Origin of the sequence: Pelagibaculum spongiae (assembly GCF_003097315.1) — a bacterium.
Lineage (GTDB): Bacteria > Pseudomonadota > Gammaproteobacteria > Enterobacterales > Pelagibaculaceae > Pelagibaculum > Pelagibaculum spongiae.
The window spans coordinates 842348-865767 of record NZ_QDDL01000001.1 but is presented as its reverse complement, the minus strand read 5'-3'; the positions used below and the strand labels follow the sequence as shown (position 1 = coordinate 865767).

The window sequence follows — 23420 nt, the reverse complement described above, 5'->3', positions numbered from 1 at the left end:
TAATAGAATGTCTCAGAAAATTTTTGATTTTGTAAAACCTGGTGTAATTTTTGGCGACGACGTACAAAAAGTATTCGAAATTGCCAAAGCCAATCAGTTTGCATTACCAGCAGTTAACGTAGTAAGCACCGATTCAGTTAACGCTGTTTTAGAAGCGGCTGCCAAAGTTAAATCACCGGTTATTGTTCAGTTCTCTAACGGTGGCGCTAGCTACTTTACTGGTAAGGGTCTGAAGGTTGAAGGTCAACCAGCTGGTGCACTGGGCGCAATCATTGGTGCCAAGTATGTGCACGCGGTTGCTGAAGCTTATGGTATTCCAGTGATTCTGCACACCGACCACGCGGCAAAGAAATTGCTGCCTTGGATCGATGCGCTGTTAGACGAAGGTGAAAAATTCTTCGCTGAAACTGGCAAGCCACTGTTCTCTTCTCACATGATCGATCTGTCAGAAGAAACACTGGAAGAAAACATCGAGATTTCTGCTAAATATTTAGCGCGTATGTCCAAGATGGACATGACGCTGGAAATCGAACTGGGCTGTACTGGTGGTGAAGAAGATGGTGTTGATAACACCAACATGGACAGCTCTTTGCTGTACACCCAGCCAGAAGACGTCGCTTACGCTTATGAGAAATTGAACGCGGTTAGCCCACGTTTCACTATCGCAGCTTCTTTTGGCAACGTTCACGGCGTATACAAGCCAGGTAACGTTGAATTAACGCCAAAGATTCTCGATAACTCACAGAAGTTCTGTTCTGAGAAATTCGGCCTAGCAGACAAGAGCCTGGACTTTGTATTCCACGGTGGTTCTGGTTCATCTCTGGAAGAAATCCGCGAAGCGATTTCTTACGGCGTAATCAAAATGAACATCGACACTGATACTCAGTGGGCAGCTTGGGCAGGTGTTTTGGGTTACTACAAAACTAACGAAGCTTATTTGCAAGCTCAGTTGGGTAACCCGGAAGGCGACGACAAGCCAAACAAGAAGTTCTACGATCCTCGTGTATGGCAGCGTGCTGGCCAGGTTGGCATCATTGAGCGTCTGGAAACTGCGTTCTCTGACCTGAATGCGATCGACGTACTGTAATTTTATATTGAATTGGCGACTTATTAATTAAGCCGCTGGTTTAATAAAATACAGAATAAAAAACGCCGCACTCTTTAAAAAAGGTGCGGCGTTTTTTTTGTTATTTTAATTCATTTTAATAATGCTATTGATCACTTCCTGATCAGGGTAATCCATCGGCAGAATGCAGCCGCCTTTATTATCTTGTTTGAAACTATGGGTGTGCCTACAAAACCAGCTATTTTGTATTGCTGCGTTTTTAGCAACACCATTAGGCTCTAACACCATGCTAAGCGCACCTTCGGTACTTCCACTTGCGTTGGTCGCACTTAGAAAGCAAATATTTAACTTTCCTGTTGAGCGTTTGGAAGTCATGAAAGCATTAACCTTTTCTGTTTTAGCTTTGAAATCAACATAGTCAGGTACTCTTTGTGTTCGCTCCTGAACTCCTGGAACAATCACTACTTCTTTGCATTCGGTACGTGTTTTAAAAGGGTTGGTCCAGGTTGGCTCAGGTATTGGCCAGCAGACTCTTTGTGTCCGTTCTTGTATGCCAGGGATGATTACCTGCTCGCGAAATTTCAGGTTTAATGAATAGTCATCACCTATGCAGGTTTGATTGCTATTAAACTTATAACCTTTGCTATTGATACGGTTCAGGAAAACAACTTTTCCTCGGCAGTCTTTAACGGTGAGTTGGTTCAATTTAATCTGGCTCGAGACATAAACACCGTTGCTCAAAATTGAATCAACATCATTCTCAGAGACTCTTCCATTTTCTGTAAGTTCGCCTTCCTTTATCGACATAAAGATAAATTCTGAAGGGTTGTCATGAAGAAACTCTTTAGTCGGATCAATTGCGTCACTCCAGAATTCTTTTAGAAGCGGAACTTTTCCGTGAACTAGAACTAGGCCTTCAACTCCCTGAACGTTGACTCTGTTAATTCTGATGTCTAAAAATCGAATCCCACAATTCAGTTGTTCAGTAACGTTTTTATCCTGAGTGACTACAAATGGAATGTTTATTCCTGAAGTCGCAGAATCATGTGTTCCCGGAATGAATAAATCTACAATTTTTGTTGTATCAGGTAATTCGCTCATCCATGTTTTCATTTTATTTTCCCTTAATATGATTTTTTTTTTTTGCTTTTTAATCACAAAAATATATTCCTGAGAGTTTCTTTACAATTGTCAAGCAAATGACATGTTGGATTTTTCATGGGTGAGTAGTTAAATAATATCCCCCGATCGGGGGGTTATTCATTGTGACCCAGAATCATAGAATATATCTCGTTGACCATGTATGGGAAAATAGAATGGATTATGATAATAAAAAGCAGGAACTTCGAGGCTTCGGTAAGGGGTTAACTGTTGGAAAAACCTTAAAGTATATCTACCTGTCACTGTTTCTGGTTTTGTCGGCGGGTTGTAACCCGAAAGATGATGATTCAGAAGCAAAATTTGCAGCCCAGCAAGTTGAAAAGCTTGCCAAAGACAATGCTCAGGCATATACCCTTTTTAACGATGAGGAAGTAAATTTTTCGATTGAAGTTGTTGAAGATGGTTACACGGTGTCGCTGGATAGTTTTCCAGTTAACGGTCGTGTGGTTGGTAAAACTAAAGGGCAAAAGCTCCAACTGCGCTATGTGCCTATTAACAGTTACGTTGGTCAAGATGCATTGACTTTTAAGGTTGTTAGTGACGATACGTTGGCTGCATCATCGGCAAAAATACAGTTTGTAGTGCTAAATCCAAACCAGTCGGGGCAGGATTCAGATAAAGATGGTTTGACGGATGAAGATGAGCGTAATGTTTATTTCACCGACCCGGATTTGAAAGATACCGATAAAGATGGTTTGTCGGATGGTGCTGAGGTTTTGAGTTATAAAACCAGTCCAGTGATGCCCGATACCGATGGTGATAGTCTTAATGACTGGTATGAAATTGTAAATTTAGGCTTTGATTCTGAGCTGAATAATTACAATTTTAATCCGCTGATTGCTGATGTTCCAATTCTTGCTATTGACCTGGTAAGTGCTCCAGATATTGATTTAATCCAAGAAGATTCGGTAGGGAAAACCTCTATCGTGACTACAGAGCGTTCGGCTACTGAGACTAGAGGAACTGAAGTATCTAATTCGGATACCAGTTCAACAGCGGTAGAAGAGAGCTCTTCTGAAGGCTGGGAGCTCGGGGGGCAGGGTGGTGTTTCAGATGGCAAGCTTCTGGCAGTCATCAGTGGTGGCTATTCAAAAAGTAAGTCTACAACAACAACAGAAGAAACTTCTTATACCTGGTCGACTGCCGAGAGCCAGGAGAATAGCCAGACTCTTAGTCGAGCCAATAGTTATGAGAACAGCCGAAATCTGACTACTCAGGGTGGCGAATTAAGCATTGCGGCCCGGATTACTAATCGGGGTAATATGCCATTTACGGTAAAGAATATTTTCCTGTCAGCCAGACAATTAGATAGGCAAGGGAGTATAGCCACAACATTTGGTAATCTTTCATTTGATACAGATAACAATCGTTTTCCTGAATTTTCATTAAGCAGAGGTTTGTCTTCTGGAGTAATGGAGTTTAATACCGCTTTGCCTCTGGCAGATGCCAACTCACTTTTAATAAATAGTGAACAGCTCGCAATAGATGTGTCAACTGTCGAGCTGGTTGATAGTGAGGGTAAGGCTTTTGCATTTAATGAAGTGGATTTATTTAATAAAAATGCAACAGTCGAAATTGATTATGGCGGCAGAAAATCGTTGCAAAAATATCGAGTAGCTGTGGTTGCAAATCCAGGTAATTTAACACTGCCATTAAAAGAAGTTCTTGCTGATATATTAAAAACACCCGTTCAGGTTGATGCTGATCGAGTGATTTCGATTAATGGCGTCGGAGATAACCAAAAAGTATGTCCGGGCATGTTCTCGACCAGTGCTGCAGACTGTAGCCAGCAGATGGTTCATTCTAACTATTGGGTGGCTTTGCATAGTCGCGAAGTGCGAGGTCAGGTGGCTACGACAATTTATGACAATAATGCGCTTGAGATCTCCCAATTGCCTGAGCAGATAGTGTTTAAATCTCTGGATAGGCAAAACTTTAATGATATCAGGCTACAGGCTGGTGATTTGCTGAAGCTGATCTATATCGAAGATAAAGATCAGGATGGTGTAGGGATTAGGCAGGAATTGGCTTTTGGAAGTAACCCCCTGTCGGTTGATTCCGATAATGATGGTTTGACAGATAAGGATGAAATTGAAGGCTGGGATATTCAAATTTTTAAAGACCATGATGGCGAGTGCGATGATACGCCCGTTATTGAGGGGCTACCTGCGCCAATTTGTGTGCCCGAACCCAAGAAATTTGAAAATCGTCAAGTCTATTCTTCTCCGATAAAAGCAGATACTGATGAGGATGGAGTTACGGATTTTGATGAATGTAAACGTAACAGATTTGACTTGGGTAGTCCGCAAAACGCATCTGAAAATAATTTCCTCACAATTCCCGAAAAATGCAAGGTTGCAGATTTTGAGCGTCGCTATCCAACAGACCCTTTCCAAGTGGATACTGACCAGGATGGCATATCTGATCAGTTAGATCGTCAGCCAGCAATTTTTAACGATCTTATTGCTATGGTTGAAGATTTTGTCCAATCAGAGTCAAGCGTAGCCGCTACAATCGCTTTGCCGCAGGCTGCGCTGGTAACTGCTGGTCAGAACTATGCTGATTATAAAGTGTTAATTGTCAGCAAAAAAATACAGGATGTTCAAAAGAATATTGATCCAGAAACAAGTCGTTTCCCTGTTTTTTCAAATGATCTGAAAGGAAAGCCAATTCAATGTGAATCAGGTGAATCAGAGTCATCTTGTTGGACAGTTGAGGAAATCTATAGTTTTGATGAAAATAATATGCGGCATCGCTTCTCTCAGACGGGTTTGACGGAGCAGACTAAAGAGGGTGAGCGTATTGATTATCATGCTGTGGCATGGATAAATGGTCAATGGATAAAGCAAACCAATAGCTTTTCTTATACTGATGTTCCTGTATATGAATTAAAGTTATCAGTATGGTCGATACGTAATTTGAAGTGTGGTGATGGTGACAATCGGTGCGATATGCTTTTCCGATTTTTATATAATGGGAGTTTTAGTGGTATTTTACGCGAGCGTGAAATCAGGCAGGGTCATTCTGTTGGGGTCTCATACAATTTTTCAAAAGAGGTATATGCAAGTGATCAGCAGTGTTTGTATTTGCAATATGATTTTGCTGAGATAGATTCCCGTCCTAGCTACTCACCTTGGTATCCACTTAAGTTTTGTTATTCAAAACAAACGGAAAGTTGCGCTTCGTCAGGTGCTGATGGTTTCTGGAGAGCACCACAAGGCGAACTACCGCTTACTCAGAGCTGTGAGCTGGTTACACCAATCAGGTCTTTGCACGGAGAAGACACTCAATATAGTTTCAAATACAATTTTAAAGTTCAAAAAAAATCTGATTAAAAACTTAGAGCAAGGCACCCTTTGAAGGTGTCTTGCTTTTTTATGATTAGATGACTTTTTTCTTAATTATGTGAGCAATGCATTCCGTGCGATTGCTTACCTGCATTTTTTGAAAAATTATTTTTAAGTGTGATTTTATTGTTTCGGCAGAAATTGTTAGTTCTCGAGCAATTTCTTTATTGGATAGACCATTGGCTAGTAGTTGAAGGATTTGTAATTGTCGTGTTGTATAGCCATCTTGTTTGTTCAGGTACGCGGGCGGAATTTCAACAATCTCACCTGAAAGCATTCGGTCTATTGCATTCATCATCTGTTGCCCACTTGCCGACTTGGGGATGAATCCGCTAGCACCCATTTTTAGAGCTTTAGTGACCAGCATTGGGTTGTCAGTCGCAGAGAGAATGCAAAATGGAATAATCTGGTTTTGTTCTAATAAAGATTGAACGAAGGTCAATCCATCGGTACCAGGAATATCCAGATCAACCAACATCAGATCTATATTTTGCTGCTGTAGGGTTTTAGTTGCTTGTATCGTGTTGTTGGCAGAAAAGACTATCAACTGCTCATTGTTTTGTGACAATAGTAATTTGATTCCGTCAAGAAACAAATCATGGTCATCGATAATTAACACGTTAGCTTTTGTATTTAGCTGTTGCATGTGCGGCTCGGTGTCTCAATGGGACTATTGTTTTCAGATAGTTTCTTTACGAGTAGTCGAGTGATGACTAGACGGAGTTTGGCAGGCTGTATCGGCTTATGAAGTAAGGTAAAACCTGACATTGTTGTTTGTTTAATTCGTTGTGGGTCGGTGTCTCCGGTCAATAAAATAGAAAGTGCAGGCTCAGGTAGTTGCTGGTTTAGGCGGTTCAGTGTGTCGATGCCGTTTTCTTCGCCGCGTAATCGAAAGTCAGATATGATGACTTGCGGTTGATAGCCTGTTTTAATGTATTGTTCTGCCTGAAGGGTATTTTCTGCTGTTTTTATCGTGAATTGCCAACTATTCAAAAGCTGTGTCACTGCATTACGAATATTGCTATCGTCATCAATTAGCAAAATTGACGGAGTAATATTTTTTTTCGGTGGGATTTCTTTGGTTTGGGTTTTTTTAAGGTCTACTTGTGTTACAGGCTGTGAGAAAGAGAAGCAACTTCCTTTTCCATGAAGTGACTGGCAATGTATTTTGGTATTGAGTGTATGGCAAAGTCCATCGACAATTGATAGGCCAAGCCCCAAGCCGCGCTGTTGATCTCTTTCAGGGTTTGATACCTGAAAATACTCAGTAAAAATATTTTTTACATTTTCTGGTTCAATGCCTATGCCGCTATCCCATACCTGAATTAGAAGTTTATGCTGGCGTTTTCTGAAACAGACAATAATTCGCCCTTTATAAGTATAGCGAATTGAATTGCTGACCAGGTTCCAAAGTATTCTTCTAAGTAGTGTTGTATCAGTTAGGCATAAAAGGTCGCTACCATAAAACTTTAGTCCAAGACCTTTTTTATATGCTGCAGCTGAAAAACTCTCTTTTAATGAATTGATTACCTCTCTAGTGTTTATTGCCTGAAGGTCGGGTTTGATGGTTTGCGATTGGATGCGAGATAAATCCAGTATTGCATCAAGCATGGTACGCAATCCATCGCAGGACTTATAGATGCTCTGTGCTAGAGGCTTTATTTTATTAATCTCATTTTCATTCAGCAATAGCTCAGAATAAAGTCCGAGAGCATGTAAGGGCTGGCGCAAATCGTGGCTGGCAGCAGCGAGAAAACGAGATTTTTCCAGATTACTTTGTTCTGCTTTTTCCTTGGCTAAAGCGTGTAATTTTGCAAGTTGAATATTTTCCAGTCGGTAAGTAACTTCTCTTTTTAACTGTGTGTGCATATGCCATGCATAGTAAAATTGGGATAATAGATAAAACGGTATAATGTAAGTGAAAGCAATGGCAAATGGGAATAACTCGGTTAGTTGGTTTAGTTTGATGGTTAAGGCAACATTAATTGGTGTTGTGAAAATATAAAATGCTGAAGGTATTGCAGAATTTGCCAGAGCAGCAGCTGCGCTGAGGCCAAGAGAAATCACTAGAATTGTTGTCAGGTGTGTTGCGGCAATATCGGATGATGTATTGATATTGCTAAGTGATAATATCAGCATAAGCCAGACAGATGAGGATAATAAGGCAATTATTCGATGGAGGTTTAGCTGGAGTTTCAAACTGAGCGAATGCCATTGGTTAGTGTGCTTTGTGTATAGTACAAATAATAAGCAACCAATGAAAATTGAGTTGGCGTATGTGATCCACGCTGTTTTGTTAATCATTTGCTCTGATAAAGTAGACCAGATTAACCAGCTGATTATTACTGCAAAGGACAGTGCACCCATCAGTTGCTTGGTAATGTAGATCAGCAACTCTTCAGTTATTTTAAGTTTGATGCTTCGGGCGAGCATTCTAGCCTCTCCTTCCAGAAAGCTGATCACTCTTGTGGCAAGAAGCAGGAGTTCCCCTTGTTTCTGGAGTGCAGATCTGGAGTTTTTCTTTGCATTATACGGGTATTCGTTTGGATAGATAGCGGTGGCATGCATCCAAAGCATGCCGCTTATGCTGTGCTTGGATATTTGCTGATATCTGGTGCTGATGGGCATTTCTTTCTTGGTTTTATGTCACGCTATCGGATTAGGGGCGTGTTTTCATGTGCTAATTAAAACTGAATAATCTAAACAAAAACACCGTCAAAGTAATCGCTGGCCAAAACAGAAGTTTAGAAATTAAGTTGTCCATCGACTGAATGATATTTAGTTTAAAATTTTAGCTAAATAAAATAGCAGTAGTGAAATAAAGTGCATTACCAGCCGATGCTTGCTTGAAAGCGGTTGGGCAAGCCAGAAGGCGACGACAAGCCAAACCAAAAGTGCTCACTAACTAGTCCCAGAATCGTCGTGTTTGGCAGCGTTCTGGCCAGGTTGGCATCATTGAACGTCTGGAAGTAGCATTCTCTGATCTGAACGCGATCGACGTGCTGTAATTTTATACTAAATTGGTAGCTTAATAATTAAGTGGTCGGTTTAATAAAATACAGAACAAAAAAACGCTGTACTCTGAAAAGAGTGTGGCGTTTTTTTTCGTAGTGGTGCCGGAGGTTGTGGGTTGCTACCTGGAATTAGCTGTTTTAGAAAGATAGTTAGTCTCTATTCTAGCCATTGTTTTGCACTATTTGTTGACTCAAAAAATATAGATAAGTTCCCGTTCAATTTTGCAATTGAGCTTTCCTTTATTGCAGCTGGTTAAATCTTTAAGCGAGGTTTACTCTGTTTGCAATTGTTTTTTAGTATCAAAACCACCAATAAATAACACAGTGTTTTATCTGTCGGAGTGAACTATGAATAAAGTATTCAAGGTATCAGCAAAAATTTCCGCTGTTATTGCATCATTGCTATTTTTTTCGACTACTCAAGCTGCGCAGCTAGAGAGAGAAGGTTATAAAGTGTTTGAGTCTGATGTGGTTGCTTCAAAATCAGTTGCTTTGGCAAGAGCTCATGAAGTTTTAAACAATATAAAGAGTAAGCAGGGTTTTGTATTGCAGAAAGTATTAGGCCGTCAGTATGACGCAATTCGAGGTAGTGTTTTAATTAAAAATACCAAAGTGAGTGTTGATGAATTTTCTACTATCTCGGGTGTTTTATCTTACCAGGCAAATGTTGAGATTAAATATAGTTATCGTGTTCAAAATACAAATCGCTAATTATTCTAAATAATAGGGTGTTTATTCATTCTATTTAATTGCTGGGTTAACAATAGCAACTAATGTGCTATTGGCCATTTATCTGTAGTGAGATTTGCTTGACCAAAGCAATAGGGTTTCATCTTGCTTTGCTGTAGCATGCCCGCCATTCAAATTGAGCGGGGCAAGGTCACTGTCGATGGCGCAACTCTATTTCTACTATTCAGCAATGAATGCCGGTAAATCTACCTCACTGTTACAGTCTTCCTACAACTATCATGAGCGTGGTATGCGCACGCTAATCTACACTGCGGCGCTGGATGATCGGTTTGGCCAAGGCAAGGTCGCATCAAGAATTGGCCTAAAAGAAGCAGCCATTACTTTTGATGGCAAAAGTGACTTGTTTGCTGAAATCGACACCGCACATGCCGATTCTGCGGTGCACTGCATTCTGGTTGATGAAGCTCAGTTTCTGACCAAGCAGCAAGTGAAAGATTTATCTGACGTTGCTGACAAATTGAGTATTCCGGTGCTTTGTTACGGATTGCGAACTGATTTCCAAGGTGAGTTGTTCCAAGGTAGCCAATATTTACTCGCCTGGGCTGATAAATTGGTTGAGCTGAAGACTATTTGCCACTGTGGTCGCAAAGCCAGTATGAACTTGAGAACCGATGCCGGAGGCAATGCGGTAAAGGCCGGCTCACAGGTAGAGATTGGCGGTAACGACAAGTATGTATCTCTGTGCCGCAACCATTTTAAACAAGAGATGGGATGGTAGCTTGATCTCAAGATAAAAAACGGCGAATCAGCTAACGACTGATTCGCCGTTTTTTTAGGCGTAATTTGGAATTGACGAGTTGGTTAAAGCTGAATCATCAGTTCGCCAGAAGCATCGCCGTTATAGGTTGTCGAAAAGCTTCCAGTGAATTGGCGATTTTTAAAATCTGGCAAAGGCGCAGATAAATTTATTTGTGCATCTTTTCTACTAGTTGGCCGGGCTTCGCTGGCTAATCGCCAGATTGCTTGCTTTTCAAAGCCACCAAGGGCGGCCTTGAATCCGCTATTTGAAAGCAAGCTTAATCGATTGCCAGATGACGATGTTTGATTGATTTGGCGAGCTTGGCCTGCTACTTCGATATTTTGAGCAGCCATTATTACATTTGCATAATGACTGCTGAAGCAAGATATCTGAGTGTCGGCAATATTGTTGATCGTTAACTGTCCTTCCAACGGCGCTTTTTCGTCTGAGATCTTCACCCATTCAATTGACGCTGAACCTAAATAGTCAAACGGCAAGCTCTGAACCGAAGTTTCGCCGGGAATTTGTATGTTGATAGTCACTTCTGCTTCGATATCACTGTCAGTTTGATAGCGAATAATGCCGCTTGGTAAAATAGTCTGCTCGACAGGTTTTAGATTATCTTTAAGCACGAAGTTCCAACCAATAACATTCAGTTTTGAATCACTGATTAGGTTTCTTATGCTGGAAGATAGGCCGCTTTCGGTGATCTCAAAAATCGGATTTACAGCCTCTTGATAAATATCATCCGTTCCATAGTTACAAGCTCTGACATCTATAGTGTTGCCGGTAGGATTGAACGCAAATACCTCGTTTTGTACTAGTTCAATGTCGCCAAGGTCGTTTTGACTAATTTGAGCAAGAATATCGCCTTCCAGCCGAATGGTTTGCAGCCATAAGCCGGAATAGTCCGATAGTGTCGTATTGTCTGCTGGTTCAAGGTTGCCAGGTAAAGTTGGATCGTAAGTAGGTTGTTGATTATCGGTTGTTCCGCCACCGGAGCACGCTGCTATCAGTAATGAAACCAGACCAAGCTTGGTGATACTTCTTAGATTCATAAGTCTTGCTCTTGTTGGAATTGTTATTGGCGTCTTGTTATTAGAAGTTGTTTGTTATGATCTGCTTTGATTAATCCATGAAGCGAAAGTGAGTGCAAGTATGATGCGGCATAAATTATCCAGCTGGGCGCTGGTGTCTGGGCAGGGAATAGGCATGTTGGCGTGTTTATGGCCTTTTTTTGCTGGTTGGCCTTTTGCTGGATTGCTGGTGCTTCTGATTGGCGCGGCTTTGGGTATTTGGGTAATTCGCCATAACCGGATTGGGAATTTTTCGGTTTTTCCTGAGCCAATGGATAAAGCAAAGTTAATCACCACCGGGCCATATCGCTGGGTTCGTCATCCCATGTATACCGCGTTGTTACTTACCATGTTGGGTGTGGCGTTAATAAATGGTTGCTGGATTAATCTTTTAGGGTTTTTGTGGTTGATCATGATTATCTGGTTTAAGGCGCGTCAGGAAGAAAAACTACTACTGCAGGTTTATGATGAATACTCATTTTATCAACAAAAAACCAAACGGTTAATCCCCGGATTATTCTAGAGTTTTTATTTGGCTTGTCTGCTAAGTATTTGATGCTCGAATGTCAATATCTATGGGTTGATTTATAGACCTATACAATATCTTGTGGATATTGATAAATTAAGCCGACTAAAGGTCGGCGTTTCAATTGAGCTTTTGCCACCGTATCAGTATGGTGTGCCGCCTTGTTTGGGTCGCCAGACTTATCGTTAAAACTACATCTTGCTTGTGGAGTCATATGAGAGACAAACCTTTTAAACTTATCGCAGTCGAAGGCAATATCGGCGCGGGTAAATCTACTTTGTTAGGACCTCTCGTAGACGCTTTGAATGAAGTGACTGGCGAAAAGTGGCAGCTGATCAAGGAAGATGTAGATGAAAACCCTGAGTTTCAGAAGCTATTAGCAGAGTTCACTAAAGACCCTTCTGCACGAATTCGCTTCCAGCGTTTTATCACTAATCACCGTGCCCAATTATTGGAAGGTGTTGATGAGTCAATCAACTATGTGATTGAGCGTTCATTGGTTAGTGATTTGATTTTCTCCCAGGCAAACCTGTCAAATATGCCTCGCCCTGATGGTGAAGATATTTGCTACTACTACGATATCCACGATCGCCTGGAAACCTATCCAAAGATCGATATGGTGGTTTACCTGCAGACGAATGCCCACGTTTGTTATGAGCGGATGTTAAGTCGTGCTCGTGAATCCGAGTCGGGTACTCCAGAGTCTTACATTGAACTGATTTCTGATTTCCATGATTGCTTGCTGCCACATATTTGCCGCGATCATGATATTGAATTGGCGACAATGGATTGGGATGATTTTGGTTGTCCTGAGCAGGTTGCTGCAGTAATTGATGAAGCATTCAAGACAAAAGTAGCTAAAGCAGCGTAATCGCCAGCTGGCTTTAATTAGTCAGTTACTTTTTTCTTTAAACGCTCGCCAGTATTTCTGGTGGGCGTTTTTTTATGGCTGCTTTTTATGAAGGCGCAGAAACGGTTTTTTAGGAGAGTGGTTTCAATATGGTGCGCGCTCTTAAAGATGTGCATTGTTTTGAGTAGTTGGCAGTGAATTATTAGATGATGTTTTGGTGCGATGCATTAAAAAGGCAAACCCTTATGGTGCAAAGGAATGCTCAGATTAACTATTTTCGGTTAATTAAAAAATTGGCACGACTGCTGCATTAACTTTGATCAAGTTCTTGAATGATTTTTTTATCGTTAATCATTCGCTAGCAATAACTCGATAAGAAGTTAAGAGGTTACTTCCAATGAAAATGATCAAAAATGCTGCCAATTTTTCTTTTTTATCTGCTGCTTTAGTTGTTGGTGCTATTTTAGCGCCGACTACCGCGAGTGCAGATTCTGCTGTATCGGCCAGTCTCGGTGTCAGTAATTTTTATCTCTATCGCGGGGTAAATTTAGGCAACAATGCAGATACACTCGGCACGGCTGCGGTATCAGGAAGCCTCGATTATTCTCATGCTTCTGGTGCCTATGCGGGTGTTTGGGCATCTAGCGGTGATGCGAATGCCGGTACAGAATATGATTTGTATGCCGGTTATGCGTTGGAAATAGGTGATGTCGCACTGGGCGCAGGTGTGGTGAATTACCTTTACCCAGAAATTGAAAGTGGTTCCAAACTCAGTGAATTAACAGAAGCTATGTTAAGTGTTTCTGGTTATGGCGCATCGGCATCGGCTTGGAAAACGATTACCGGTGGCGGTGCTTGGTATTACACGCTGGGTTATGAACTGGAGAGCTTTTCGGCCACTCTGGGTATGACAGACCCCAAGGGTGAAGATGGATATAGCCATCTCGATTTGGCTTACAGCATCAAAGATTTCACGCTGACTTTATCTCAGGTAGTCGATACAGCAACCGATGACCAAGAAGATGATTTGCTGGTGAATGTCAGCTATTCACTGGCATTTGATTTGTAACTGAGAATAACCACGCAAAAAACCGCCAGCTGATATTTCAGCTGGCGGTTTGGATTCTGGAAACAGATAAGCACTAACCATTCACTAAATTGAATGGCCGATTGATTGGCGAAAGCATTTGCCGCGAGTAATCAATAATTGATTATTGGTCGCAGTTGTCAGCCATTACTTGCTTATTGTTATCGATTGCTGACAAACGCTGCTCTTCAGTTAGTTTGACTTCACTACCTTCGCTGTCTTTTCTGGTGACAACCGGGCTGTTCATCAAAACCTGAATATTCTGCTTGGCAATTTCGCAATTTTTGTTGCGAGCAGCTTTGTAAGCTGGCTCATCTGCAGATGCAAAGGTTTGTTTTTTAGGTTTGTCAGCAGTTGGTGGTGTTTCAGGCATAGTACTGCTTGGGATAGCGGTGCCGCCATTGGCAGTAATCGTGCTGCTATTTACGCCACTGGGCGCATGAGTTGAATAGTGGGTTACTCCATTTTCATCAACCCATTTACGAACCGTCTGCTTTTCAGCAACGGCGTTGCCTGCAAGTATCAGGGCTGTTAGTCCGATCAACAGCGTTCTGGTGTTCACGAGATCTCTCCGGTTTTCCTAGGTTTACCCTGTTGATGTTGACACGCCTTGTGTGCATGTCAACATCAGTAACCGAGTGGATCTTGCTGGACTCGAAAAAAATGAATAATACCCAAGCGAGTGGAGCGAGCATTATTGCGCGTTTGCTGGCCGAAATAGGCGCTAGCCACATTTTTGTTGCTCGTGATGAAATGCTGCTGCCGATCACAAAAAAATTATCTGAGTTAAACATTCAACTGACCTGTGTCGATCTTTCGCGAACTGCGGTGCTTGCAGCGGAAGGTTGGGCGAGATTTTCTGGTGGTCAGCCTGGGGTTGTTCTGATTGGTCAAGGTAGCAAAGTGACCGAAGCAATCACCGGTATTGCTTCAGCTTCGGCGGATTCGATTCCTCTAGTGGTAATTAGCCTGCAGGTGCCGTTAAACCGAATTGGTACTGATGCAAATAAAGAATTAGATACAGTCGGCATTACCCGCAGTTGTAGTAAACATAATTACTTGGTTCGCTCTGTCGATGAGTTGTCCGAAGACCTAGCAAAGGCATTTCACATTGCGCGAACTGGCCGCCCAGGCCCAGTAGTGGTTGATGTGCCAATTAACTTGTTAGCTCAGTTAGGTAGTTTCCAGCCGCCAATGCCGATTAAATTGCGTTCTTATAATCCGCCAAGTCGTGGGCATTTAGGGCAGTTAAAAAAAGCACTTCGTTTGTTATTAGAGGCCAAAAAGCCTTTGTTGTGTCTTGGTGGTGGTGTGGCTCATTCGGGCGCATTGGCAGATTTAAGTCGCTTGGCCAAAAAACTGAATTTACCGGTTGTGACGACTTTATCGGGTGCGGCAATTTGCCCGAACGATCTGATTAATCTGGGGTTGGCAGGAGAAGCGGGTAGTCAACTAGCCAAGCAAGCAGTTAATCAATGTGATGTGTTTCTAGCCTGCGGAGTTCGCTTTGATTGGCGATTGACTGGAGATCCGCAACAGTTTTGCCGTAATGCCAGCATTATTCATATCGACGTCGATCCCACAAGTATTTCACGGCAGGTAAGGGCCGATGTTCCGGTGGTTGGCACATTAGATTTAGCGGTGAGGGATTTGCTGGAACTGCTCGATGAAATGTTAAAGAGTCATCCGTTGCAAGTCAGAACTGACTGGCCGCCGCAGTTGCTGCAAGATCAATCGCAAGTCGTAACCGAACCTTTGAGCAATCAACTGGTTGAAATGTTATCTAGTTTTGAGGCGTCGTTCGTAATTGCAGTCGACCCCGGCCCGTTGCAGCAACTATTGGCACGTGATTATATTGGCCAAAGCCATCATCAGTGGCTGACATCCAGCGGCTTATCAGCCGAGCGACATGCACTCCCCGCTGCAATTGGTGCCGCAAAAGCCGGTAAGTCGATTTTAGTATTGCTAGAGACATCGCAACTGGCAGCGCATTTGCCTGAACTGATGTTAATTAATCAGCTGCAGTTAGATATTAAATTGCTCTGCTTGGATTTAGGCGAGAGCTGCCGCTTACCGGCAATTTGTAGAGCATTAGATATTTCAGCGACTGAAGCCGCCTCGCTGGACGAAGTGCCCAGATTATTGAATGATCATTTGTTGGTGCAATTCAGCTTTAATCGATTGACCGATGACCTATCAGAAACAACGTTTTCAGCTAGTGTCGAGCAGGGGTTATAAATATGCGCCATCTAATTACCATGCTGGTGGAAAATGAAGCGGGCGCATTGTGCCGGGTGGCCAGTTTGTTCTCGGCACGTGGCTACAATATTGAATCTTTGGCGGTGGCACCGATTGAAGATTCGTCATTGTCTCGTTTAACCGTGGTTACTCAGGGTGATGATGCGACGATTGAGCAAATCACCAAGCAGTTAAACAAACTACTCGATGTGGTTCGAGTCGCTGATTTAACCTGTGTTGAGCATGTTGAACGTGAATTGATGCTGATTAAAATGCGGGTCAGTTCGCCAACGGCTCGAGATGAATTAACCCGTCAGGTTGAAATCTTTCGGGGACAAATTGTCGATATTGCAGAAGGAAGTTACACGGTTCAATTAACCGGTAAGAGCGATAAATTAGACGCTTTTGTTGGCTTAATGCGTGAAGAGTGTATTCTTGAGCTGAACAGAACAGGCCCTATCGGCATGAGTCGAGGGGAGAAAGCCTTTCGGGTTTAAGGTTTTAGTTATAAATACTGATTCCAAACCTTGATTGGCGTTAAGGCGCAGGTTGTTTATAATCGCGCGTCTAGTTAACGAGAAAAACCATAACCAATAGCTATAAGTCGACCGGCGGTAATCGCCAGTTAGCGCTAGTTGTTTTATGGTTAGCCTCGTTAACAACGAGTGGTGCTGCCTCAGTCACCGTAGCAAAAAACAGATAAAAGCAGGGTATGCCAATGCAGGTTTATTACGATAAAGACGCCGACCTCTCGTTAATCAAGTCGATGAAAGTGACCATTGTCGGATATGGCTCACAGGGTCATGCCCACGCAAATAACCTTAAAGATTCTGGCGTTGACGTGACCATTGGTTTACGTGAAGGCTCTAGCTCTTGGGTGAAAGCAGAAAATTCAGGCTTGAAAGTCGCTTCTGTTGCTCAGGCTGTAGAAGGTGCTGACGTAGTTATGATTCTGACTCCTGATGAGTCACAAGCTGCAACTTATAAAGCGGATGTTGAACCGAACCTTAAGCAAGGTGCTGCACTGGCATTTGCCCACGGTTTCAATGTTCACTATCAGCAGATCGTGCCTCGTAAAGATATCGACGTGATCATGATTGCGCCTAAGGGCCCAGGTCACACAGTTCGTGCTACTTACACCCAAGGTGGCGGTGTACCTAGCTTGATCGCGGTATATCAAGATGCTTCTGGTAAGGCGAGAGACATTGCTATGTCTTATGCATCTGCCAATGGCGGCGGTCGTAGCGGTATTATCGAAACTAACTTCCGTGAAGAAACTGAAACCGATCTGTTTGGTGAGCAAGCAGTATTGTGTGGCGGTGCAACTGCACTGGTTCAGGCTGGTTTTGAAACTTTGACCGAAGCTGGTTATGCACCAGAAATGGCTTACTTTGAGTGCTTGCACGAGCTGAAGCTGATTGTTGATTTAATGTATGAGGGCGGTATTGCCAACATGCGTTATTCAATCTCCAACACAGCTGAGTACGGCGACGTAAGTCGTGGTCCTCGTGTTATCACTGAAGAAACCAAGAAAGAAATGGGTCGCATCCTCAAGGAAATCCAGAACGGTGAATTCGCTCGTGAATTTATCCTGGAAAACCAAGCAGGTCAGGCCACTCTGAAAGCCAAGCGTCGCTTGGGTGAAGAGCATCAGATCGAAGAAGTGGGCGCTAAGCTGCGTGCCATGATGCCTTGGATCGCTGCTAACAAAATGGTCGACAAAGAAAAGAACTAATTTTCTTACGATCATGGTGTTATAAAAAACCGGCAAGTCAGTAATGGCTTGCTGGTTTTTTATTATTTATTTTGCCGAATTTTTTTCGAAATACTTGTTATCTATTTTCATGAGCACTTCTTTAGAGGGTGACTATGAGCAGGCAATTTTTCAGGAGACTTCATGTCTATAGCTAAAGAATCCTTTGGCCTAGCAATTTCAGATGCTGGAGATTTACTGAGGATCTATGATTCGATTAATGGTAAAGATGTTGAAAATCAGCAGCCACCAGAGGTGTTAAAAAGAGCAGCTTTAGTTATGATTTTAACTGCCTGGGAGACTTATGTTGAAGACATTGCAACAGAAAAATTTGAACAAAAATTTTCTGTACTTAAAGGCAGTAGAGTGGGTGATTTTGTTGAACAGCAATTCTCAATCAAACTAAAGATGTTTCATAACCCTGATTCGCTCAAAACCAAACAAATATTTGAAGAGTTTTTTGGGGTTGATGTAACAAATGATTGGGTTTGGGGAAGTTATTCGACTTCCAAAGAAGTGAAGACAACCTTAAATCGCTGGATAAGTAGGAGAGGTAGCGCGGTGCATCGAGCATATGTGGATAAAAATGCTCCTCACTTGGTAAACCGAAAAGACTTAGATAAATGTATTTTGTTTTTTAATGATTTGGTCAATGTTACAGATAAAACGCTGTCAAAAATGTAAGGATCCTACTTCAAGGTTAAATTAATACGTTGGTTAGGTTGATATTGCTTACATATATAGCTGTTGATAACTGACTGTAATTAGTGTCAATTTGATTAAAGGCGCTATAGGAAAGCTTGTTGGTCAATGGCTAGCGAACTATATCTAATTAAGCGTTGTCTAAACCGACCAGAAGCCAGTAGGAGCTGCCCTGATGCTGATAAAAAGACCAACAGATATTCTCTCGTCCGACATCACTTCTGAATCGGTATACCTTGAACGAAGAAAACTATTGCAAGCGGCGGCGGCAAGCATGCTGGCGGCGGGAATGGCAGCGCCATTTGCTGCTGCTAATGCAGCGATTCCTAAGAGCGCTTTCAAGGATCTAAAATCATCACCTTTCTCAACCGGTGAAGAAAAAACCCCGCACGACATGGTGACTGGTTACAACAACTTCTATGAATTCTCGACTGATAAAACCGGGCCAGCCAAGCTGAGTAAAAACTTTAGATCAGATCCTTGGTCGGTTTCTATTGAAGGCGAAGCGGAAGTGACCGGTACATTCTCGCTGGAAGATTTGATTAAACCGCATACCTTGGAAGAAAGAATTTACCGTTTGCGCTGTGTTGAAGCTTGGTCGATGGTCGTTCCTTGGGTAGGGATTCCATTGGGCGATATTTTAAAGCGTTTTAAGCCGCTCTCTTCTGCCAAATACGTTTACTTTGAAACGCTCAATGATCCTGAGCAGTTCCCAGGGCAAAAGCGTCAGGTGCTGGATTGGCCATACCGTGAAGGTTTAAGAATGGATGAAGCGATGAATCCATTAACTATTTTGGCGACAGGTTTGTATAACGATCCGCTGCTAGCGCAAAATGGTGCACCGCTTAGGTTGGTGGTGCCATGGAAATATGGTTTCAAAAGTATTAAAAGCATCGTCAAAATTAAATTCGTTAAAGAAATGCCAGAAACCAGTTGGAATATGTCAGGGCCAAAAGAGTATGGTTTCTACGCCAACGTAAATCCGAAGGTAGCGCATCCGCGCTGGTCGCAAAAACGTGAAGTCCGTTTGCCATCACTGTTCGGCAGTAAAAACACTAAAACTCAGCTATTTAATGGTTATGCTGACCAAGTTGCCAGCATGTATAGTGGAATGAATTTACGTAAATATTTTTAATGGATTAATTTAATAAATCCCATGCTGAAAAACCAACATATAAAAATTATTAAGCCGCTTATATTTTTGGTGGCTTTGTTGCCGTTGGCCATGGTAGCTCAGGGTATTTATATGCGTACACTGGTTAACCCATTGGAAGGGATTATTCATACCAGCGGAGAATGGGCGTTACGCTTTTTGCTGATCACCTTGGCGATGACGCCTTTAAAGGAGATCACTGGCAGCGCTCATTGGATCAAGTTTCGTCGTATGACTGGCTTATATGCATTGTTTTATGCTTCATTGCATTTTATGGCTTGGATTGGTTTAGATCAGCTGTTTATTGTCGAAGAAATTATCGAGTCGATTATTGACCGGCCCTATATTCTATTTGGCACCACCGCTTTGCTATTAATGATTCCTTTAGGCGTAACTTCTACTAAGGGGATGATTCGAAAGTTGGGTAAGCGCTGGAAGAAATTACATCAGCTGGTTTATCCGATTGCGATTCTTGGTGTGGTGCACTTTGTGCTGCTGGTAAAGAAGGATTTAACCGAGCCATTAATTTATGCGGCTATCTTGCTCGCTTTATTAGGTTGGAGGGCGCGTTTAAGGGTTGCCAAAATCCGTAAGCGCCATGTATAGTTTATTGCAATTGTATTCGATGGATTCAATTCCAGATGTTTAATGCCGCCGCTACCATTATCCAAAAGCATATGTCTTGTGACGTAGCTTCGGTGATGCCTGTAGTAAAGCGTGCTTCCCTTCTGTTAGCTCTATCTGGTCTACTTGGCCTACGACTTCTGCCCTAGGGCAGAGAAATTGAATTTGCCCTGGCGAGGGCCCGCGCTAACGCATCACAATCAACCTACAAAAATAACCACTCCCCAGCTGCAGTGTGTCCTGGGTTTGGAGTATGACAATGAGCCAAAAAGATAAATTAATCGTTTTCGATACGACCTTGCGTGATGGTGAACAAAGTCCAGGTGCGTCTATGACGCTGGATGAAAAAGTGCGGATTGCTAAGTCTCTGGAACGATTACGGGTTGATGTGATTGAAGCTGGTTTTCCTAATGCCAGTCAGGGTGATTTTGAATCGGTGCGTGCCGTGGCTCGAAGTGTTCGCGAGTCAACCATTTGTGGTTTGGCGCGGGCAATTAATTCAGATATCGACCGTTGCGGTGAAGCACTTGCCGATGCTGAATCTGCTCGAATCCACACTTTTATTGCGACCTCACCGATTCATATGCAGCAAAAACTGCGAATGTCTCCCGAAGAGGTGGTTGAGCGAGCGGTTGCTGCAGTTAAGCGTGCGCGTAAGTGGACTGATAACGTCGAATTTTCATGTGAAGATGCCGGCCGGTCAGAATTGGATTATTTGTGTCGGGTGATTGAGCAGGCAATTAAAGCCGGTGCTCGAACAATCAATATTCCTGATACTGTTGGTTATAATGTACCTAGTCAATTTGGTGAAACGATTCGACAGCTGTTGGAACGCATCCCAAATGCCGATCAAGCGGTTTTCTCGGTGCATTGCCATAACGATTTAGGTTTGGCTGTTGCCAACTCTTTAGAAGCGGTAATCAATGGTGCCCGCCAGGTTGAATGTACCATCAATGGTTTGGGGGAGCGTGCCGGTAATGCTTCTTTAGAAGAGCTAGTGATGGCAGTGAGAACTCGCCAAGATGTTTTCCCATGTGAAACACATATTTACACACCAGAAATTGTACCGGCATCTCGCTTGGTCTCTTCAATTACTGGTTTTGCGGTACAGCCGAATAAAGCGATTGTCGGTGCTAACGCATTTGCTCATGAATCAGGTATTCACCAAGACGGCATGCTGAAAAATCGTGAAACCTATGAAATCATGCGCGCAGAAGATGTCGGCTGGAAGACCAATAAAATGGTTATGGGCAAGCACTCCGGCCGTAATGCATTTAAAACCCGCTTGGAAGAGTTGGGGGTTAATTTTGAAACCAACGAAGAATTAAACGGTGCTTTTGCTCGATTTAAAGAGCTGGCAGATAAAAAGCATGAAATCTTCGATGAAGATTTACAAGCACTGGTTTCAGAAACTCAACATGAAAAAGAAGATGACCGTTTTGAGTTGGTTTATTTGAAAACCTACACAGAAACAGGTGAAACCCCTTCAGCAGAATTGACCTTGAAAGTAGATGGTCAGGAGCAGCAAACCACAGCGATTGGTTCTGGTCCGGTAGATGCGACTTTTAAGGCAATTGAACAGCTGGTCAATACTGGTTCGATTTTGCAGCTGTTCTCGATCAATGCGATCACCCAAGGTACCGATTCTCAAGGTGAAGTAACGGTGCGTTTAGAAAAAGGCGGTCGAATTGTTAACGGACTGGGTTCAGATACCGATATTGTGATTGCCTCGGCCAAGGCCTATGTCAGTGCAGCGAGTAAGCTACTGGCTAATACTCCGCGCACTCACCTGCAAGCGGTTAATGTTTAATTTAAGGACGTATATTTTTGATGGATGCATCTTCTACAACAGCTTATAGCTCAGCACAGCGGCTGGCATGTTTAAAGGCAATGGATATCGACTGCTGGGTGGCGCGTTCTGTGTTACCCGGTGCGCGACAGCCACAATTGTCTGAGCAGCCAGCCGTTATGTCTGTGGTAGATACATCATCAATCGAAACGACTGAAAATGTATTGGTAGAAGCAAATATTGCTTCTACCAATACAGGCCAGGTAGAAACACAACAACTGGAAGATTTCCCCGATAGCTTTGCTCAGCAGTTAACGCCTCAAGTCAGTCAGTTGTCAGTGGAGTTGGATCTTGATAAAGCCCGTTTGATTTTTCAGCCATTGGTTGAAAATGCCAGTTGCGAGATTTTATTAATTGTTGGTTATCGTCGCCAAGCTGCTGATAATGTACCGCTATTGGATCATAATTCGTTTGCTTTATTGTTAAAAATTGCCCAATCGGTTGGGCTTGCTGAGAAGGTTCATATCGCTCAGCTAGTTAATCCAGCTAATCAACATGCTGTTGGTGCGCTGGCCAGTGCTGCGCCACTCAAGCAGCAGCTTGAACAATTACCAGTTAAAAAAATTGTTTTGCTCGGAGAAGCAGTAAAACAGTTGTGGGGCAATTGTCGTGAACTGGGAAAAATAGAAAACTCAAACAGCGGCTCGGATTCATTGGTTGATTCAATGCTGCCTAGCAGTTTTTCTTTTAGTCAGTCGCCGCACCCGAGTGAACTGCTTGCTGAGCCATTATTGAAGCGTCGAGCGTGGCACGACTGGAAACAACTTAAAGCAGAGTTAGTTAAATAAATGGTTGAAGTTGCTGTCGAGCATTTTTCCTTTAGACCGATTGAAGCTGCAGATATTGACGCATTAGTCGCATTAGAAAAAATTGCCCAGGAATCTCCCTGGGGTGAGCAAAGTTTTAAGCGTTGCCTTAACCCTACTTTTTCTGGTTGGATTGTTGATGCGGTAAATCAGCCACTCTCGGTTGAATCTGAGCGTTCTGATGTAGATGATTCAGATGCTGAAAATACCATCTGTGCTTTTGCTATTTTCCAAGCAGTGGCCGATGAATCTCATTTGCTAGATATTGTGGTTGATCCTGAGCTGCAAGGACAAGGGATTGGTCGTCAGTTACTTGGTTTTATAATTGACCGAGCCAGAGAGGTTGGTGCAATTGCAATGTATTTGGAAGTTCGCCAATCTAATTTAGCAGCAAAATCCCTTTATTTAAGCATGGGTTTTTTAGAAGTCGCTGAAAGAAAAAATTACTATAAGACGCTTGCTGGTGAAATGGAAAATGCATCAGTAATGATGCGAGCAATATAGATCGCCAAGCGTCTGTTTTTAATAATGCCCACTGTTTGCATCTCTAGTGGCTACTTAATTTTTTTTGCTGGCCTTCAAATGAAACAAACCATCGTTAATTTCCATTGAGCTTGGTTTGTATTGCTTTGATCATATTCAATGAACGATTAAAAGTATCGCACCTCTTATATCAAAC

The 23420-nt window shown here is 42.6% G+C and carries 22 protein-coding genes; 16 read left to right on the top strand and 6 right to left on the bottom strand.

What is annotated here, in order from left to right:
- The first annotated feature begins 7 nt into the window (after nucleotides 1-7).
- On the top strand, nucleotides 8-1087 hold the full coding sequence (gene fbaA, locus DC094_RS03725; RefSeq protein WP_116685724.1) for a class II fructose-bisphosphate aldolase: 1080 nt from the start codon (nucleotides 8-10) through the stop codon (nucleotides 1085-1087).
- 105 nt (nucleotides 1088-1192) lie between these two features.
- Here the strand turns inward: fbaA and DC094_RS03720 are convergent, their stop codons facing one another.
- Nucleotides 1193-2224 (bottom strand): phosphatidylinositol-specific phospholipase C domain-containing protein, encoded by a 1032-nt coding sequence (locus DC094_RS03720; protein ID WP_116685723.1) that lies wholly within the window; start codon nucleotides 2222-2224, stop codon nucleotides 1193-1195.
- Nucleotides 2225-2382: 158 nt separating this feature from the next.
- On the opposite strand from DC094_RS03720, the gene DC094_RS03715 reads away from it, so the two are divergent.
- Complete coding sequence (locus DC094_RS03715; RefSeq protein ID WP_116685722.1) at nucleotides 2383-5562, top strand: binary toxin-like calcium binding domain-containing protein; 3180 nt, start codon at nucleotides 2383-2385, stop codon at nucleotides 5560-5562.
- Nucleotides 5563-5608: 46 nt separating this feature from the next.
- Here DC094_RS03715 and DC094_RS03710 read toward each other — a convergent pair whose 3' ends face one another.
- Nucleotides 5609-6220: a response regulator gene (locus DC094_RS03710; protein WP_116685721.1), complete on the bottom strand. Its 612-nt coding sequence runs from the start codon at nucleotides 6218-6220 to the stop codon at nucleotides 5609-5611.
- A complete protein-coding gene (locus DC094_RS03705; RefSeq protein ID WP_158527203.1) occupies nucleotides 6208-8151 on the bottom strand; it encodes an ATP-binding response regulator in 1944 nt (647 codons plus the stop codon). Before DC094_RS03705 ends, DC094_RS03710 begins: the two co-directional genes overlap by 13 nt.
- A gap of 785 nt (nucleotides 8152-8936) precedes the next feature.
- Here DC094_RS03705 and DC094_RS03700 point away from each other — a divergent pair.
- Complete coding sequence (locus DC094_RS03700; protein ID WP_116685719.1) at nucleotides 8937-9299, top strand: DUF3316 domain-containing protein; 363 nt, start codon at nucleotides 8937-8939, stop codon at nucleotides 9297-9299.
- A gap of 178 nt (nucleotides 9300-9477) precedes the next feature.
- The gene (locus DC094_RS03695; RefSeq protein ID WP_116685718.1) at nucleotides 9478-10056 is read left to right on the top strand and encodes a thymidine kinase; all 579 of its coding nucleotides are present in this window, start codon (nucleotides 9478-9480) and stop codon (nucleotides 10054-10056) included.
- 83 nt (nucleotides 10057-10139) lie between these two features.
- On the opposite strand, the gene DC094_RS03690 is transcribed toward DC094_RS03695, so the two are convergent.
- Entirely contained in the window at nucleotides 10140-11135 is a 996-nt protein-coding gene (locus DC094_RS03690) for a hypothetical protein (RefSeq protein WP_116685717.1), read from the bottom strand.
- Between the two features lie 88 nt (nucleotides 11136-11223).
- Between DC094_RS03690 and DC094_RS03685 the strand changes: the two genes are divergently transcribed.
- A complete protein-coding gene (locus DC094_RS03685; RefSeq protein WP_145959845.1) occupies nucleotides 11224-11676 on the top strand; it encodes a methyltransferase family protein in 453 nt (150 codons plus the stop codon).
- Nucleotides 11677-11746: 70 nt separating this feature from the next.
- Here DC094_RS03685 and DC094_RS22000 read toward each other — a convergent pair whose 3' ends face one another.
- On the bottom strand, nucleotides 11747-11893 hold the full coding sequence (locus DC094_RS22000; protein ID WP_158527202.1) for a hypothetical protein: 147 nt from the start codon (nucleotides 11891-11893) through the stop codon (nucleotides 11747-11749).
- On the opposite strand from DC094_RS22000, the gene DC094_RS03680 reads away from it, so the two are divergent.
- Entirely contained in the window at nucleotides 11894-12550 is a 657-nt protein-coding gene (locus DC094_RS03680) for a deoxynucleoside kinase (protein ID WP_116685715.1), read from the top strand.
- A gap of 376 nt (nucleotides 12551-12926) precedes the next feature.
- On the top strand, nucleotides 12927-13598 hold the full coding sequence (locus DC094_RS03675) for a TorF family putative porin (protein WP_116685714.1): 672 nt from the start codon (nucleotides 12927-12929) through the stop codon (nucleotides 13596-13598).
- A 142-nt stretch (nucleotides 13599-13740) separates the two neighbouring features.
- On the opposite strand, the gene DC094_RS03670 is transcribed toward DC094_RS03675, so the two are convergent.
- A complete protein-coding gene (locus tag DC094_RS03670; RefSeq protein ID WP_116685713.1) occupies nucleotides 13741-14178 on the bottom strand; it encodes a DUF4124 domain-containing protein in 438 nt (145 codons plus the stop codon).
- 101 nt (nucleotides 14179-14279) lie between these two features.
- Between DC094_RS03670 and DC094_RS03665 the strand changes: the two genes are divergently transcribed.
- The 9 genes from DC094_RS03665 to rimI all read left to right on the top strand — a co-directional run bounded on the left by DC094_RS03665 (nucleotide 14280) and on the right by rimI (nucleotide 23245).
- Nucleotides 14280-15854 (top strand): thiamine pyrophosphate-binding protein, encoded by a 1575-nt coding sequence (locus DC094_RS03665; RefSeq protein WP_158527201.1) that lies wholly within the window; start codon nucleotides 14280-14282, stop codon nucleotides 15852-15854.
- 2 nt (nucleotides 15855-15856) lie between these two features.
- Nucleotides 15857-16351, top strand: a complete 495-nt coding sequence (ilvN, locus tag DC094_RS03660; protein WP_116685711.1) for an acetolactate synthase small subunit — start codon at nucleotides 15857-15859, stop codon at nucleotides 16349-16351.
- A 221-nt stretch (nucleotides 16352-16572) separates the two neighbouring features.
- Nucleotides 16573-17589 carry a ketol-acid reductoisomerase gene (gene ilvC / locus DC094_RS03655; RefSeq protein WP_116685710.1) on the top strand — a complete coding sequence of 339 codons (1017 nt, stop codon included), beginning with the start codon at nucleotides 16573-16575 and terminating at the stop codon, nucleotides 17587-17589.
- A 162-nt stretch (nucleotides 17590-17751) separates the two neighbouring features.
- A complete protein-coding gene (locus tag DC094_RS03650) occupies nucleotides 17752-18291 on the top strand; it encodes a HEPN domain-containing protein (protein WP_116685709.1) in 540 nt (179 codons plus the stop codon).
- A 193-nt stretch (nucleotides 18292-18484) separates the two neighbouring features.
- A complete protein-coding gene (gene msrP / locus DC094_RS03645; protein ID WP_116685708.1) occupies nucleotides 18485-19444 on the top strand; it encodes a protein-methionine-sulfoxide reductase catalytic subunit MsrP in 960 nt (319 codons plus the stop codon).
- A 21-nt stretch (nucleotides 19445-19465) separates the two neighbouring features.
- The gene (msrQ, locus tag DC094_RS03640; protein ID WP_116685707.1) at nucleotides 19466-20068 is read left to right on the top strand and encodes a protein-methionine-sulfoxide reductase heme-binding subunit MsrQ; all 603 of its coding nucleotides are present in this window, start codon (nucleotides 19466-19468) and stop codon (nucleotides 20066-20068) included.
- Nucleotides 20069-20345: 277 nt separating this feature from the next.
- A complete protein-coding gene (locus DC094_RS03635; protein ID WP_116685706.1) occupies nucleotides 20346-21896 on the top strand; it encodes a 2-isopropylmalate synthase in 1551 nt (516 codons plus the stop codon).
- A 20-nt stretch (nucleotides 21897-21916) separates the two neighbouring features.
- Complete coding sequence (locus DC094_RS03630) at nucleotides 21917-22723, top strand: uracil-DNA glycosylase family protein (RefSeq protein WP_116685705.1); 807 nt, start codon at nucleotides 21917-21919, stop codon at nucleotides 22721-22723.
- The gene (gene rimI, locus DC094_RS03625) at nucleotides 22724-23245 is read left to right on the top strand and encodes a ribosomal protein S18-alanine N-acetyltransferase (protein WP_116685704.1); all 522 of its coding nucleotides are present in this window, start codon (nucleotides 22724-22726) and stop codon (nucleotides 23243-23245) included.
- Nucleotides 23246-23420: the final 175 nt, after the last annotated feature.

What these genes read in the sequence shown, in the direction of transcription:
- fbaA (WP_116685724.1), top strand. Translation starts at nt 8, where the DNA reads ATGTCTCAGAAAATTTTTGATTTTGTAAAACCTGGTGTAATTTTTGGC.
- DC094_RS03715 (WP_116685722.1), top strand. Translation starts at nt 2,383, where the DNA reads ATGGATTATGATAATAAAAAGCAGGAACTTCGAGGCTTCGGTAAGGGG.
- DC094_RS03710 (WP_116685721.1), bottom strand. Translation starts at nt 6,220, where the DNA reads ATGCAACAGCTAAATACAAAAGCTAACGTGTTAATTATCGATGACCAT.
- DC094_RS03705 (WP_158527203.1), bottom strand. Translation starts at nt 8,151, where the DNA reads ATGCTTTGGATGCATGCCACCGCTATCTATCCAAACGAATACCCGTAT.
- DC094_RS03700 (WP_116685719.1), top strand. Translation starts at nt 8,937, where the DNA reads ATGAATAAAGTATTCAAGGTATCAGCAAAAATTTCCGCTGTTATTGCA.
- DC094_RS03695 (WP_116685718.1), top strand. Translation starts at nt 9,478, where the DNA reads ATGGCGCAACTCTATTTCTACTATTCAGCAATGAATGCCGGTAAATCT.
- DC094_RS03690 (WP_116685717.1), bottom strand. Translation starts at nt 11,135, where the DNA reads ATGAATCTAAGAAGTATCACCAAGCTTGGTCTGGTTTCATTACTGATA.
- DC094_RS22000 (WP_158527202.1), bottom strand. Translation starts at nt 11,893, where the DNA reads ATGACTCCACAAGCAAGATGTAGTTTTAACGATAAGTCTGGCGACCCA.
- DC094_RS03680 (WP_116685715.1), top strand. Translation starts at nt 11,894, where the DNA reads ATGAGAGACAAACCTTTTAAACTTATCGCAGTCGAAGGCAATATCGGC.
- DC094_RS03675 (WP_116685714.1), top strand. Translation starts at nt 12,927, where the DNA reads ATGAAAATGATCAAAAATGCTGCCAATTTTTCTTTTTTATCTGCTGCT.
- DC094_RS03665 (WP_158527201.1), top strand. Translation starts at nt 14,280, where the DNA reads ATGAATAATACCCAAGCGAGTGGAGCGAGCATTATTGCGCGTTTGCTG.
- ilvN (WP_116685711.1), top strand. Translation starts at nt 15,857, where the DNA reads ATGCGCCATCTAATTACCATGCTGGTGGAAAATGAAGCGGGCGCATTG.
- ilvC (WP_116685710.1), top strand. Translation starts at nt 16,573, where the DNA reads ATGCAGGTTTATTACGATAAAGACGCCGACCTCTCGTTAATCAAGTCG.
- DC094_RS03650 (WP_116685709.1), top strand. Translation starts at nt 17,752, where the DNA reads ATGTCTATAGCTAAAGAATCCTTTGGCCTAGCAATTTCAGATGCTGGA.
- msrP (WP_116685708.1), top strand. Translation starts at nt 18,485, where the DNA reads ATGCTGATAAAAAGACCAACAGATATTCTCTCGTCCGACATCACTTCT.
- msrQ (WP_116685707.1), top strand. Translation starts at nt 19,466, where the DNA reads ATGCTGAAAAACCAACATATAAAAATTATTAAGCCGCTTATATTTTTG.
- DC094_RS03635 (WP_116685706.1), top strand. Translation starts at nt 20,346, where the DNA reads ATGAGCCAAAAAGATAAATTAATCGTTTTCGATACGACCTTGCGTGAT.
- DC094_RS03630 (WP_116685705.1), top strand. Translation starts at nt 21,917, where the DNA reads ATGGATGCATCTTCTACAACAGCTTATAGCTCAGCACAGCGGCTGGCA.
- rimI (WP_116685704.1), top strand. Translation starts at nt 22,724, where the DNA reads ATGGTTGAAGTTGCTGTCGAGCATTTTTCCTTTAGACCGATTGAAGCT.